This is a genomic window from Pseudomonas sp. S3_B11, assembly GCF_054667715.1.
This window is the reverse complement of sequence record NZ_CP162749.1, coordinates 1,863,639-1,876,466: the sequence shown is the minus strand read 5'-3', so window position 1 is coordinate 1,876,466 and position 12,828 is coordinate 1,863,639. Positions and strand designations below refer to the sequence as shown.

Annotated in this window: 12 protein-coding genes; 10 read left to right on the top strand and 2 right to left on the bottom strand. The window is 64.0% G+C overall.

Going from position 1 to position 12,828, the window contains the following annotated elements:
* Positions 1 to 19: 19 nt before the first annotated feature.
* From AB4O22_RS08780 to AB4O22_RS08770, 3 genes are all read left to right on the top strand, one after another.
* Positions 20 to 1,087 (top strand): phosphotransferase family protein, encoded by a 1,068-nt coding sequence (locus tag AB4O22_RS08780; protein ID WP_003202820.1) that lies wholly within the window; start codon positions 20 to 22, stop codon positions 1,085 to 1,087.
* Between the two features lie 24 nt (positions 1,088 to 1,111).
* Entirely contained in the window at positions 1,112 to 1,879 is a 768-nt protein-coding gene (locus AB4O22_RS08775; protein ID WP_003180553.1) for an SDR family oxidoreductase, read from the top strand.
* A 223-nt stretch (positions 1,880 to 2,102) separates the two neighbouring features.
* Positions 2,103 to 3,218 carry a Gfo/Idh/MocA family protein gene (locus tag AB4O22_RS08770; RefSeq protein ID WP_039012295.1) on the top strand — a complete coding sequence of 372 codons (1,116 nt, stop codon included), beginning with the start codon at positions 2,103 to 2,105 and terminating at the stop codon, positions 3,216 to 3,218.
* A gap of 165 nt (positions 3,219 to 3,383) precedes the next feature.
* On the opposite strand, the gene AB4O22_RS08765 is transcribed toward AB4O22_RS08770, so the two are convergent.
* Both AB4O22_RS08765 and AB4O22_RS08760 read right to left on the bottom strand, forming a co-directional pair.
* Positions 3,384 to 4,826: an FAD/NAD(P)-binding protein gene (locus tag AB4O22_RS08765; protein WP_039012297.1), complete on the bottom strand. Its 1,443-nt coding sequence runs from the start codon at positions 4,824 to 4,826 to the stop codon at positions 3,384 to 3,386.
* Between the two features lie 15 nt (positions 4,827 to 4,841).
* Positions 4,842 to 5,405: a helix-turn-helix domain-containing protein gene (locus AB4O22_RS08760; RefSeq protein ID WP_003202826.1), complete on the bottom strand. Its 564-nt coding sequence runs from the start codon at positions 5,403 to 5,405 to the stop codon at positions 4,842 to 4,844.
* Positions 5,406 to 5,417: 12 nt separating this feature from the next.
* On the opposite strand from AB4O22_RS08760, the gene AB4O22_RS08755 reads away from it, so the two are divergent.
* From AB4O22_RS08755 to AB4O22_RS08725, 7 genes are all read left to right on the top strand, one after another.
* A complete protein-coding gene (locus AB4O22_RS08755; protein WP_223470617.1) occupies positions 5,418 to 6,422 on the top strand; it encodes a DMT family transporter in 1,005 nt (334 codons plus the stop codon).
* 281 nt (positions 6,423 to 6,703) lie between these two features.
* Positions 6,704 to 9,628: a monovalent cation/H+ antiporter subunit A gene (locus AB4O22_RS08750; protein ID WP_460096140.1), complete on the top strand. Its 2,925-nt coding sequence runs from the start codon at positions 6,704 to 6,706 to the stop codon at positions 9,626 to 9,628.
* A complete protein-coding gene (locus AB4O22_RS08745; RefSeq protein WP_003202835.1) occupies positions 9,628 to 9,972 on the top strand; it encodes a Na+/H+ antiporter subunit C in 345 nt (114 codons plus the stop codon). Before AB4O22_RS08750 ends, AB4O22_RS08745 begins: the two co-directional genes overlap by 1 nt.
* Complete coding sequence (locus AB4O22_RS08740; RefSeq protein WP_028237599.1) at positions 9,969 to 11,654, top strand: monovalent cation/H+ antiporter subunit D; 1,686 nt, start codon at positions 9,969 to 9,971, stop codon at positions 11,652 to 11,654. Before AB4O22_RS08745 ends, AB4O22_RS08740 begins: the two co-directional genes overlap by 4 nt.
* Positions 11,651 to 12,139 (top strand): Na+/H+ antiporter subunit E, encoded by a 489-nt coding sequence (locus AB4O22_RS08735; protein ID WP_223470549.1) that lies wholly within the window; start codon positions 11,651 to 11,653, stop codon positions 12,137 to 12,139. The genes AB4O22_RS08740 and AB4O22_RS08735 overlap by 4 nt, the downstream gene beginning before the upstream one ends.
* Positions 12,136 to 12,414 (top strand): K+/H+ antiporter subunit F, encoded by a 279-nt coding sequence (locus AB4O22_RS08730; protein WP_003202841.1) that lies wholly within the window; start codon positions 12,136 to 12,138, stop codon positions 12,412 to 12,414. Before AB4O22_RS08735 ends, AB4O22_RS08730 begins: the two co-directional genes overlap by 4 nt.
* Positions 12,411 to 12,764, top strand: a complete 354-nt coding sequence (locus tag AB4O22_RS08725) for a Na+/H+ antiporter subunit G (protein ID WP_214512672.1) — start codon at positions 12,411 to 12,413, stop codon at positions 12,762 to 12,764. Before AB4O22_RS08730 ends, AB4O22_RS08725 begins: the two co-directional genes overlap by 4 nt.
* Positions 12,765 to 12,828: the final 64 nt, after the last annotated feature.

The window sequence follows — 12,828 nt, the reverse complement described above, 5'->3', positions numbered from 1 at the left end:
ATAAGCAGAAGGGATAAGCATGGCGTTTACTGATCAGTCCACCCGCGTGCGCGACGGTGAAGAACTCGATGCCAACCTGATCGACCCGTACCTCAAGGCCCACATTCCCGGCCTGACCGGCGTGCCGCAGATCAGCCAGTTTCCCGGTGGCGCGTCGAACCTGACCTACCTGCTGGAATACCCCGAGCAGGAATTCGTCCTGCGCCGTCCGCCGTTCGGCCACAAGGCCAAGTCCGCCCACGACATGGGCCGTGAGTTCCGCATCCTCAATCAATTGCGCGAAGGTTTCCCGTACTGCCCCAAAGCCTACGTGCACTGCACCGACGAGTCAGTGATGGGCGCCGAGTTCTATGTGATGGAACGGGTCAAGGGCATCATCCTGCGCTCCGACCTGCCGCCGGAACTGGGTTTCGACGCCGCCCGCACCGAAGCGCTGTGCAAGAGTTTCATCGACCGGCTCGTCGAGCTGCACCGTGTCGACTACAACGCTTGCGGCCTGGCCGACCTGGGCAAGCCCGAAGGCTACGTGGCCCGACAGATCCGCGGCTGGAGCGACCGCTACGAAAAAGCCCTGACGCCCGATGCGCCGAAGTGGGAAGCGGTCAAGGCCTGGCTCAACGACAAGATGCCGGCCGACCACCCCACTTCGAGCATCGTCCACAACGACTACCGCTTCGACAACGTGATCCTCGACCCGGAGAACCCGATGCAGATCATCGGCGTACTGGACTGGGAACTGACCACCATCGGCGATCCGTTGATGGATCTGGGCAACAGCCTCGCCTACTGGATCGAAGCCGCAGACCCGGCCCCCGTCCAACTGATGCGCCGTCAGCCAAGCCATGCCCCTGGCATGCTGACCCGCCGCGAGTTCGTCGATTACTACGCCGAGCGCGCCGGGATCCGCATCGACAACTTCGACTTCTATTACACCTACGGGCTGTTCCGCCTGGCCGGCATCGTCCAGCAGATCTACTACCGCTTCTTCCACGGCCAGACCCAGGACAAACGCTTCGCGCAGTTCGTTCAGATGAACAAACTGCTGGAGCAGATGAGCCTGCAGGTCATCAGCAAATCCACGCTCTGAGCGCACCTATAACAAGGAAACAGCATGTCCAAGACCCAGTTGTTCGACCTCGACGGTAAAATCGCTTTCGTTTCCGGCGCCAGCCGCGGCATCGGCGAGGCCATCGCCAAACTGCTGGCCCAGCAAGGCGCCCATGTGATCGTTTCCAGTCGCAAGCTCGACGGTTGCCAGCACGTGGCCGACGCCATCATCGCCGCTGGCGGCAAGGCCACCGCCATCGCCTGCCACATCGGTGAAATGGAGCAGATCAGCCAGGTATTCGCAGGTATCCGCGAACAGTTCGGGCGCTTGGACATCCTGGTCAACAACGCCGCCACCAACCCGCAATTCTGCAACGTCCTGGACACCGACCTGGGTGCGTTCCAGAAAACCGTGGACGTGAACATTCGCGGCTACTTCTTCATGTCGGTGGAAGCCGGCAAGCTGATGCGCGAGAACGGCGGCGGCAGCATCATCAACGTGGCGTCGATCAACGGCATCTCGCCGGGGATCTTCCAGGGCATCTACTCGGTGACCAAGGCTGCGGTTATCAACATGACCAAGGTCTTCGCCAAGGAATGCGCGCAGTTCGGCATCCGCTGCAACGCCCTGCTGCCGGGCCTGACCGACACCAAGTTCGCCTCGGCACTGGTCAAGAACGACGCCATCCTGAAGACCGCCCTGGCGCAGATTCCCCTCAAGCGCGTGGCCGACCCAAGCGAAATGGCCGGCGCGGTGTTGTACCTGGCCAGCGATGCGTCGAGCTACACCACGGGTGTGGCGTTGAATGTGGATGGTGGTTTCCTGTCCTGACAGTGAGCCCCATGACAGACTCTGTGGGAGCGAGCTTGCTCGCGATAACGGTGGTTCAGCCAGTACTTGTGCGACTGATGCGGCGCTATCGCGAGCAAGCTCGCTCCCACAGGGACTATGGTGATCACACAGAAAATGAATATTTATTCCAATATTTGCAATTAGAGAATATTTATTCCATAAATAGCCCTCCTGAAAATAACAATTCAAAGGGCTCTTCATCATGCGTGAACTCGGCATCGGTCTGATTGGCACCGGCTTCATGGGCCGTGCCCATGCCTTGGCGTTCCACAATGCCAAGGCGGTGTTCGACCTTCCCCTGAACCTGAAGCTGGCGGCCCTGGCCGACGCCGATCCGCAGCGTGCCCGGCAATGCGCCCACAGTTGGGGGTTCGAGACGGCCCACAGCGACTGGCAACAACTGATCGACGACCCGAAGGTCAACCTGATCGCCATCACCACGCCCAACCACCTGCACTTCCCCATGGCCATGGCAGCGTTGGCAGCGGGCAAGCCGGTCTATTGTGAAAAGCCCCTGGCGGTGTCCCTGGAGCAGGCCGAGCAGATGCGCCAGGCGGCCAAGGCGGCCGGGGTGGTGACGAGGGTCGGCTACAACTACCAGCACAACCCGATCATTCAACAGGCGCGGGACATGATCCAGCGCGGCGAACTGGGACAGATCATCAGTTTCCAGGGCGAATTCAGCGAAGACTTCATGGCCGACCCCGCCTCGCCGTGGTCATGGCGCTGCGAAGCGGCCCACGCCGGCGGCGCACTGGCAGACCTGGGCAGCCACTTGCTGGCCATGGCCCGGCACTTGTTGGGCGATGTCGAGGCGGTGTGCGCCGACAGCCAGACCGTGCACCGCCAACGCCCCGCCGGTGCGGGCAATGCCGAACAACGCGCCATCGCGGTGGATGACCAGGTCCTCGGGCTGCTGCGTTTCGCCAACGGCGCCCGGGGCACGGTGAGCAGCAGCTGGCTCAAGCACGGCTACAAGAACCACCTGAGCTTCGAGATCAGCGGCACCCTCGGCACCCTGGCGTTCGATCAGGAACGACTGAATGAACTGCGCCTGTGTCGCGTCGGCCAGGCAGGTTTTCAGCGCCTGCTGGCCGGTCCGGATTTGCCGGGTTACGCCGCGTTCAGCCCGGCCGCCGGGCACCAGTTGGGGTACAACGAATTGAAGACCCTGGAAGTGCATGAACTGGTGATGACCCTCGCAGGCGAAGGCGGCAGCGGGACGGACTTCGAAGAGGCCTGGGAAGTGGAGCGGCTGGCGGCGGCGATTCGTGTGGCGGCGCGGGAGGAGCGTTGGGTCAAGGTCAGCGAGCAATGACCTGCTGAGCAAACCGCTCATAACGATCGTTCCCACCTGTGGGAGCAAGGCTTGCCCGCGATGAAGATGACGCGGTCTCCCTGGGAACCGAGGCGCCTGCATCGCGAGCAAGCTTTGCTCCCACGCAGCGGGGATAAATCCCCTCGCCACAGGGAGTGTCCAACTTCAATCTTGGGATTGCAGTTCAACCAAACGCACGGCCAGCGCCTTGGCCTGGCTCGCCACATCGGTCACGGCGGTGCTTTCCCACCACATTCCGCGCAGTGGCGGGCCCATGGCGAACAGGCGCTCGGCAGGCTCGCCTTGGGCGTCCAGCACCGCGCCATCGGCACGCGCGGCGATGCCCAGGGCCAGCGGCCCGGGCTGGATCAGCCCCTGGGCCAGCAACTGTTGCGGCAACGGCCGTGCAACCCGGCGCCAGTCATATTCGATGCCGCTGGAGTTGATCAGCGCCGCGCCCTGCACCACCGTCAGCCCGGTCTCGCCCCGGCGGCGGATGGTAATACCCAGCGTGCCCTCGGCAGAGGACGCCAGCCCCTTGAACGACGCCGCATGGATCCGCAATCGCCCTTCTTCGTGCAGACGCGCCACCAGTTCGGCGCTCAGCGGTGGCGAACGATGATGATGGCTCTCCCACCACGGCCGTACATGCCGGACGAACTGCCGGCGTTGTACATCGCTGGCCTGGTTCCACAAACGCCCGATGTGAGCACGCACCGTGTCCAGCGGCGCCTGCCAATCGATGCCTTGGGCCTGGGCCTGACGGCATTGCTCGCGCAGGGCTCGCATCAATTGGCGTGGTGACCGCAGGCTGTGATCGTCGGCGAGGAAATCCACCCAGGCGGGTGGCTGGCGGCGCACATGGGGCAACAAACCATGGCGGGAAAACACTTCGATCGGGCCACGGTGCCCGGCCTGCTCCAGGGACACGACGGCATCGACCATGGTCAGCCCCGAGCCGATGATCAGCACCGTGGACTGCGGATCGAGCTGGCGCATCGCAGCCACATCCCAAGGGTCCAGGGCCGCGGCATTCAAGCCGCTGGATTCGGTTTGCGGGGTGCGTGCCGCCGGGAACATGCCGGTGGCCAGCACCGCGAAACGCCCGCGCAACAACTGGCCGTCATCCAGCGTGAGCATTACGGCATCGTCGACAACCCGCAAGTCCACGGCCTCGCCGCGCACGTGCTCGGCGGTCGAACCGTTTTGTGCGCCCAACTCGCGAGCCTCGGCCAGGCGCTGCTGCACATAGAGGCCAAACATCCCCCGAGGCGGGAACAACTCGCTGATCGGCACGTGCTGTTGATCCGCCTCGGGCCAGCCGCCGGCCTCGATGAACGCGGTGAGCCATCGGGTCAGGTCATCGGCGTTGTCCGGGTCGACGCTCATCCGCGCGGCGTTGCCGTTCAAGGTATGGCCAAGTTCCACCGCACTATAGGCCTCGCCCCGGCCCAGTTCGCTGCGCGGCTCGACGATCAGCACTTCGCGACGGCCCGGCAAGCGCAGCAATTGTGCCGCCAGCATGGCACCGCTCAGGCCGCCCCCGATGATCAGGATATCGGCCTCCCGGGTGATGCCCTGCTCATGTCGCTCCAGCGCTGTGTCCATACCGCTCTCCAGGAATCAAATCACCACGTTGCGTACGAATCTCGCCGCCACCGGGCCATCGTTGCGATAGGCATGGGGCTGGTTGCTGGCAAACATGAAAAACTCACCGGCACCAATCCGGCGTTCCTCGCTGCCCAACAGCAGGGTCAGGCAGCCCTCGAATACGTAGAGTTGCTCGCTCCAACCGTCGGCGTCGGGCTCTGAAGGGTAATACTCGCCGGGCTCCAGGCGCCACTCCCAGAGTTCCACCTCGCGGCTGGCGGTGGCCTTGGCGAGCAATACGGCTTTGCTGCCGGCAATGGTCCCGGCCCAGGCCAGTTCGTTGATGCGACTCGGGTCGCGGGCGTCGGGGGCCTGGATCAAGTCGCTGAAGGCCACGTCCAGGGCTTCGGCGACCCGGTCCAGGGTGGTCAGGCTGACGTTTTTTTCGCCGGCCTCGATGGCCACCAGCATTCGCCGGCTGACCCCCGACAGCTCGGCGAGCGCCGTCTGGCTGAGCTCGGCGGCATGCCGCAGACGACGGACGTTCTGGCTGACGTGTTGCAGGACGGACGCCCGCTGGCCGGATTCTTTGTGCACTATATTGCTCACATGGCTGGGTTGCGCATTATACTGCCCAACTTCGGGCGCATTGTGCGTCCGCCTCAAGTAGCGCGCAAGGTCATGGCATCGGTGAATTCCCCACAAGCTTCCCCCCGTTTCTCAAGGTTCAGCAAGGCCGAATGCGTGCTGGTGCTGATTACCATGATCTGGGGTGGGACTTTCCTGCTGGTGCAGCATGCCATGACGGTCAGTGGGCCGATGTTTTTCGTCGGTCTGCGCTTTGCCGCCGCGGCCGCGTTTGTCGCGCTGTTCTCCTGGAAGCATCTGCGCGAGCTGACGCTGTTCGAACTCAAGGCCGGGTGCTTCATCGGCGTGGCGATCATGCTCGGCTACGGCCTGCAGACCGTCGGCCTGCAAACCATCCCCAGCAGCCAGTCGGCGTTCATCACCGCGTTATACGTGCCATTCGTGCCCTTGCTGCAATGGCTGGTGCTGGGCCGTCGGCCTGGCTTGATGCCCAGCCTCGGCATAATGCTGGCGTTCACCGGGCTGATGCTGGTGTCGGGCCCGGCCGGGGCCTCGCTGAATTTCAGCCCCGGTGAAATCGCCACGTTGATCAGCGCCATCGCAATCGCCGCCGAGATCATCCTGATCAGCGCCTATGCCGGCCAGGTCGATGTGCGCCGGGTGACCGTGGTGCAACTGGCAAGCACCGCCGTGCTGGCCTTCCTGATGGTGGTGCCGACCCAGGAAAAGATCCCGGATTTTTCCATGTTGCTGCTGGTCAGCGCCGTGGGCCTGGGCGCCGCGAGCGCAGCGATCCAGGTGGCGATGAACTGGGCACAGAAAAGCGTCTCGCCGACCCGCGCCACGCTGATCTATGCCGGCGAGCCGGTGTGGGCCGGCATCGCCGGGCGCCTGGCGGGCGAACGGCTGCCAGCGATTGCCTTGTTCGGCGCGGCACTGATCGTGGCGGCGGTGATCGTCAGTGAGCTGAAGACACGGAGCAAAGGGGTTGTCGAGGTGGATGAGGGGCTTGAGCGCGAGCAGTGAGGCCGGTGATTGAACCTGTGTAGGAGCTGTCGAGTGCAACGAGGCTGCGATCTTTCCCCAGACACTTGAGTCTCAAGCGAAAAATCAAAGATCAACAGATCGCAGCCTTCGGCAGCTCCTACACAAGCCCAGCGGGAGCAAGCTCCCTCGCCACGGGTGATGTGTAGGGCGCAAAGTAAGAAAACTCCACCTCCCTTGTAGGATTCTGCGACACCCTCACGGTTGGTGATCGGGAATACGCCACGTATGATCCCTCACAACCTCCCGCCGAATAGAAGCCTATGTCACTGATAGTTCTATTGCTTTTGCCCTTCATCGGCAGCTGTGTCGCGGCGCTGCTGCCGCATAACGCCCGTAACGCCGAATCACTGCTGGCCGGCCTCGTCGCCCTGGCCGGCACGGTTCAGGTGGCCTTGCTGTACCCGCAGATTGCCGACGGTGGCGTGATCCGCGAGCACTACACCTGGTTGCCCAGCCTGGGCCTGGATTTCGTATTGCGCCTGGACGGGTTCGCCTGGCTGTTTTCGTTGCTGGTGCTGGGCATCGGCACGCTGGTGTCGCTGTATGCTCGCTACTACATGTCGCCGGACGATCCGGTGCCGCGCTTCTTCGCGTTTTTCCTGGCGTTCATGGGCGCCATGCTCGGGCTGGTGATCTCCGGCAACCTGATCCAGATGGTGTTTTTCTGGGAACTGACCAGCCTGTTCTCGTTCCTGCTGATCGGTTACTGGCACCACCGCGCCGACGCTCGACGCGGTGCCTACATGGCGTTGATGGTGACCGGGGCTGGCGGGCTTTGCCTGTTGGCCGGGGTGATGCTGCTCGGCCATGTGGTGGGCAGCTATGAGCTGGACAAGGTCCTCGCCGCTGGCGACCTGATCCGTGCCCATGCTCTCTACCCCATCCTGTTGCCGCTGATCCTGATCGGCGCCTTGAGCAAAAGCGCTCAGTTTCCGTTCCACTTCTGGCTGCCCCATGCCATGGCAGCCCCCACGCCGGTGTCGGCGTATCTGCACTCGGCGACCATGGTCAAGGCCGGGGTGTTCCTGTTGGCGCGGTTATGGCCGTCGCTGTCGGGCAGTGAAGAATGGTTCTACATCGTCGGCGGCGCGGGGGCCTGTACGTTGCTGCTTGGCGCCTACTGCGCGATGTTCCAGAACGACCTCAAGGGCCTGCTGGCCTACTCCACCATCAGCCACCTCGGGCTGATCACCCTGCTGCTGGGCCTGAACAGTCCACTGGCGGCCGTGGCGGCGGTGTTTCATATCCTCAACCACGCCACCTTCAAGGCGTCGCTGTTCATGGCCGCCGGGATCATCGACCACGAAAGCGGCACCCGCGACATTCGCAAGCTCAGCGGCCTGGTACGGCTGATTCCGTTCACCGCGACCCTGGCCATGGTCGCCAGCGCGGCGATGGCCGGGGTGCCGTTGCTCAACGGTTTCCTGTCCAAGGAAATGTTCTTCGCCGAGACCGTGTTCATTTCCGCCACGGCCTGGGTCGAACTGGCGCTGCCGATCATCGCCACCATCGCCGGGACCTTCAGCGTCGCCTACTCCTTGCGGTTCACCGTGGATGTGTTCTTCGGCCCCACCGCCACCGACCTGCCCCATACCCCTCACGAACCACCGCGCTGGATGCGAGCGCCAGTGGAGTTGCTGGTGTTCACCTGCCTGTTGGTGGGGATTTTTCCGGCCCAGGTGGTCGGCTCGCTGCTCGCGGCCGCCGCGTTGCCGGTGGTGGGCGGCACGCTGCCGCAGTACAGCCTGGCAATCTGGCACGGCCTGAATGCACCGATGATCATGAGCCTGGTGGCCATGTCCGGTGGCATCGTCCTGTACCTGCTGCTGCGCAATCAGTTCCGGCAAGGGTACATCACGCACCCGCCGTTCATTGGCCGACTCAGCGGCAAGCGCCTGTTCGAACGTTGCCTGGTGCTGATGATGCGCCAGGGCCGGCGCCTGGAACAACGGATCAGCACCCGCCGCCTGCAGGCCCAGTTGTTCTGGCTGGTCCTCGCTGCGGTGCTCGCCGGGCTGATCCCGATGCTGCACAGCACGCTGGTCTGGGGCGACCGGCCGAAGATCCCCGGCTCCATCGTCTTCGTCACCCTGTGGCTGCTGGCAATCGCCTGTGCCCTGGGCGCGGCCTGGCAGGCCAAGTACCACCGGCTCGCGGCCCTGACCATGGTCAGCGTCTGCGGCCTGATGACCTGCGTGACCTTCGTCTGGTTCTCCGCCCCCGACCTGGCCTTGACGCAGCTGGTGGTGGAAGTGGTCACCACCGTGCTGATCCTGCTGGGCCTGCGCTGGCTGCCACGGCGGATCGAGGACGTCTCGCCTCTGCCCAACAGCGAGCGGCGCGCGCGCATCCGGCGCCTGCGGGACTTGCTGCTGTCCAGCGCCGTCGGCGGCGGCATGGCGCTGTTGTCCTATGCGATGCTCACGCGCCAGACGCCCAACGACATTTCTTCGTTCTACTTGAGCCGGGCCCTGCCCGAAGGCGGCGGCAGCAATGTGGTGAACGTGATGCTGGTGGACTTCCGCGGCTTCGACACCCTCGGGGAAATCACCGTGCTGGTGGCGGTGGCCCTGGCGGTGTTCGCCCTGCTGCGGCGTTTCCGCCCGCCAAAGGAAAGCATGCAGCTGCCGGCACAACAGCGCCTGCTGGCGCCGGACGTGGTCACCGACCTGGTCAACCCGCGCCATGCCAGCGACACCGCATTGGGTTTCATGATGGTGCCGTCGGTGCTGGTGCGCCTGCTGCTGCCGATCGCCCTGGTGGTGTCGTTCTACCTGTTCATGCGTGGCCACAATCAACCCGGTGGCGGCTTCGTGGCCGGGTTGGTGATGTCGGTGGCGTTCATCCTGCAGTACATGGTTGCCGGCACCCAGTGGGTCGAGGCGCAAATGAGCCTGCGACCGCTGCGCTGGATGGGCACCGGGCTGTTGTTCGCCACCGCCACGGGCCTGGGGGCGATGGCCGTGGGTTATCCGTTCCTGACCACCCACACCTGGCATTTTGAATTACCGCTGCTGGGTGATCTCCATGTGGCCAGCGCGCTGTTTTTCGACATCGGCGTGTACGCCGTGGTGGTCGGCTCCACCCTGCTGATCCTCACCGCCCTGGCGCACCAATCGGTTCGGGCCCATAAGCCTGGCCTGCAAGCCAAACCCGTCGCCCCCGTCAAAGGAGCCACCGCCTGATGGAAGAAGTCATCGCAATCGCAATCGGCGTACTGGCCGCCTCCGGTGTCTGGCTGGTGTTGCGGCCACGGACCTTCCAGGTGGTCATGGGCCTGTGCCTGCTGTCCTACGGCGTCAACCTGTTCATCTTCAGCATGGGCAGCCTGTTCATCGGCAAGGAACCGATCATCAAGGACGGCGTACCCCAGGACCTTCTGCACTACACCGACCCGCTGCCCCAGGCGCTGGTGCTGACCGCCATCGTGATCAGCTTCGCCATGACCGCGCTGTTCCTGGTGGTGCTGCTGGCGTCCCGGGGCCTGACCGGCACCGACCATGTGGACGGTCGGGAGCCCAAGGAATGATATTGACGCCCCATCTGATCGCCGCGCCCATCCTGCTGCCGCTGCTGACCGCTGCGTTGATGCTGATGCTGGGCGAGAAACACCGCCCGCTCAAGGCACGGATCAATCTGCTTTCCAGCCTGCTGGGCCTGGGCATCGCCGTGCTGTTGCTGTACTGGACCCAGGACCAGGCCCTGCCCGCGTCCATTGGTGTGTACCTGCCCGGCAACTGGCAGGCGCCGTTCGGCATTGTCCTGGTGGTCGATCGCCTGTCGGCGCTGATGCTGGTGCTGACCGGCATCATCGGCGTCAGCGCCCTGCTCTTCGCCATGGCCCGCTGGGACCGCGCCGGGGCGAGTTTCCATGCGCTGTTCCAGATCCAGCTGATGGGCCTCTACGGCGCCTTCCTGACGGCGGACCTGTTCAACCTGTTCGTGTTTTTCGAGGTATTGCTGGCGGCCTCCTACGGCTTGATGCTGCACGGTTCGGGCAGGGCGCGGGTGTCGTCGGGCCTGCATTACATTTCCATCAATCTGCTGGCCTCGTCGTTGTTCCTGATCGGCGCAGCGCTGATCTATGGCGTCACCGGCACGTTGAACATGGCCGACCTGGCCCTGAAAATCCCGCTGGTGCCGGAGGCCGACCGCGGCTTGCTGCACGCCGGCGCAGGCATCCTTGCGGTGGCGTTCCTGGCCAAGGCCGGCATGTGGCCGCTGAACTTCTGGCTGGTGCCGGCCTACAGTGCCGCCAGCGCACCGGTGGCGGCGCTGTTTGCGATCATGACCAAGGTCGGCGTCTACACGATCCTGCGCCTGTGGACGTTGCTGTTCTCCGGCCAGGCCGGCGCCTCGGCGTATTTCGGCGCCGACTGGTTGGTCTACGGCGGCATGGCGACCATCGTCTGCGCCGCCATCGCCATTCTGGCGGCCCAACGCCTGGAGCGCATGGCGAGCCTGAGCATCCTGGTCTCGGCCGGGATCCTGTTGTCGGCCATCGGCTTCGCCCAACCCAACCTGGTGGGCGCGGCGCTGTTTTACCTGGTGAGTTCGACCCTGGCGCTCTGCGCGCTGTTCTTGCTGGCCGAGCTGATCGAACGCTCGCGCTCGGCCAATGAACTGGCCCTGGACGACGACTTCGACACGTTGCCGCGACCGCTGGAATCCTTGCAGCCACCCAAGGGCATCAACCTCGATGACGAGCAGAAAGCCGTGGTCGGGCAAGTGATTCCCTGGACCATGGCCTTCCTTGGCTTGAGCTTTATCTTCTGTGCGCTGTTGATTATCGGCATGCCGCCGTTGTCGGGGTTCATCGGCAAGCTGAGCCTGCTGAGCGCCTTGCTCAATCCCCAAGGCTTCGGAGCCAGCGGCGGGGAGTCGGTATCAAACCAGGCGTGGGGCCTGTTGGCCTTGCTGATCCTCTCGGGGCTGGCCTCGCTGATTGCCTTTTCACGCCTAGGCATCCAACGTTTCTGGACGCCCCAGGAACGCCCATCGCCGTTGCTGCGGCCGTTCGAATGCCTGCCGATCATCCTTTTGCTGGGCCTGGGCATCGCCCTGACTTTCAAGGCCGAGCCGTTGCTGCGCTACACCCAATCCGCTGCCGATGCGCTGAACAACCCGGAACATTATGTGATGTCGGTACTCGCCACCCGCGCCGTGCCCAACCCAGAGACCCGCGCCGCCTTGTCGGAGGTGCAGCCATGAAGTGCCTGTTTCCCGCCCCGTGGTTGTCCCTGGCGCTGTGGTTACTGTGGCTGGTGTTGAACGTGTCCGTCAGCGCCGGCCATCTGCTGCTCGGCGCTGCACTGGGCTTCCTGGCCCCGTTGCTGATGCGCCCGTTGCGCCCACGGCCCATCCGTATCCGCCGACCATGGGTGGTGTTGCGCTTGTTCCTGCTGGTGGGCCGTGATGTGCTGGTGTCCAACGTGGCGGTGGCCTGGGGGGTGCTCAACGCTGGCCGCCGCCCGCCTCGCTCGCGGTTCATCAAGGTGCCGCTGGACCTGCACGACGCCAACGGCCTGGCCGCGCTGTCGATGATCACCACGGTGATTCCGGGGACGGTCTGGTCGGAACTGGCCCTGGACCGCAGCATCCTGCTGATGCATGTATTCGATCTGCAAGACGAGGCGTCATTCATCGCGCATTTCAAGGCCACCTACGAGCGCCCGTTGATGGAGATTTTCCAATGAGCCCCTTGCTGTCCAATGCGATCCTGTTGAGCCTGTTCCTGTTCTCCCTGGCGATGGTGTTGACCCTGTGGCGGCTGTTCAAGGGACCCTCGGCCCAGGACCGGGTATTGGCCCTGGACTATCTGTACATCGTGGCGATGCTGATGATGCTGGTGCTGGGCATCCGTTATGCCAGTGACACCTATTTCGAGGCGGCGCTGCTGATCGCCCTGTTCGGCTTCGTCGGCTCGTTTGCCCTGGCCAAGTTCCTGCTGCGGGGCGAGGTGATCGAATGACCGGCGAACTGTCGATGTGGGTGGAAATCCCGGTGGCGATCCTGCTGGTGCTCAGCAGCCTCTTCGCCCTGGCCGGGGCAATCGGCCTGGTGCGGTTGAAGGATTACTTCCAGCGCATGCACCCTCCGGCCCTGGCATCCACACTGGGCGCCTGGTGCGTGGCACTGGCTTCGATCGTGTATTTTTCGGCGCTCAAATCCGGGCCGGTGTTGCACGCCTGGCTGATACCGATCCTGTTGTCCATCACCGTCCCGGTGACCACCCTGCTGCTGGCCCGAGCGGCGTTGTTCCGCAAGCGCATGGCTGGGGATGATGTGCCGGCGGAAGTGAGCAGTCGCCGAAACGACTGACAGATACGTTGATCGTTCCCACGCTCCGCGTGGGAATGCATCCCGTGACGCTCTGCGTCACCTT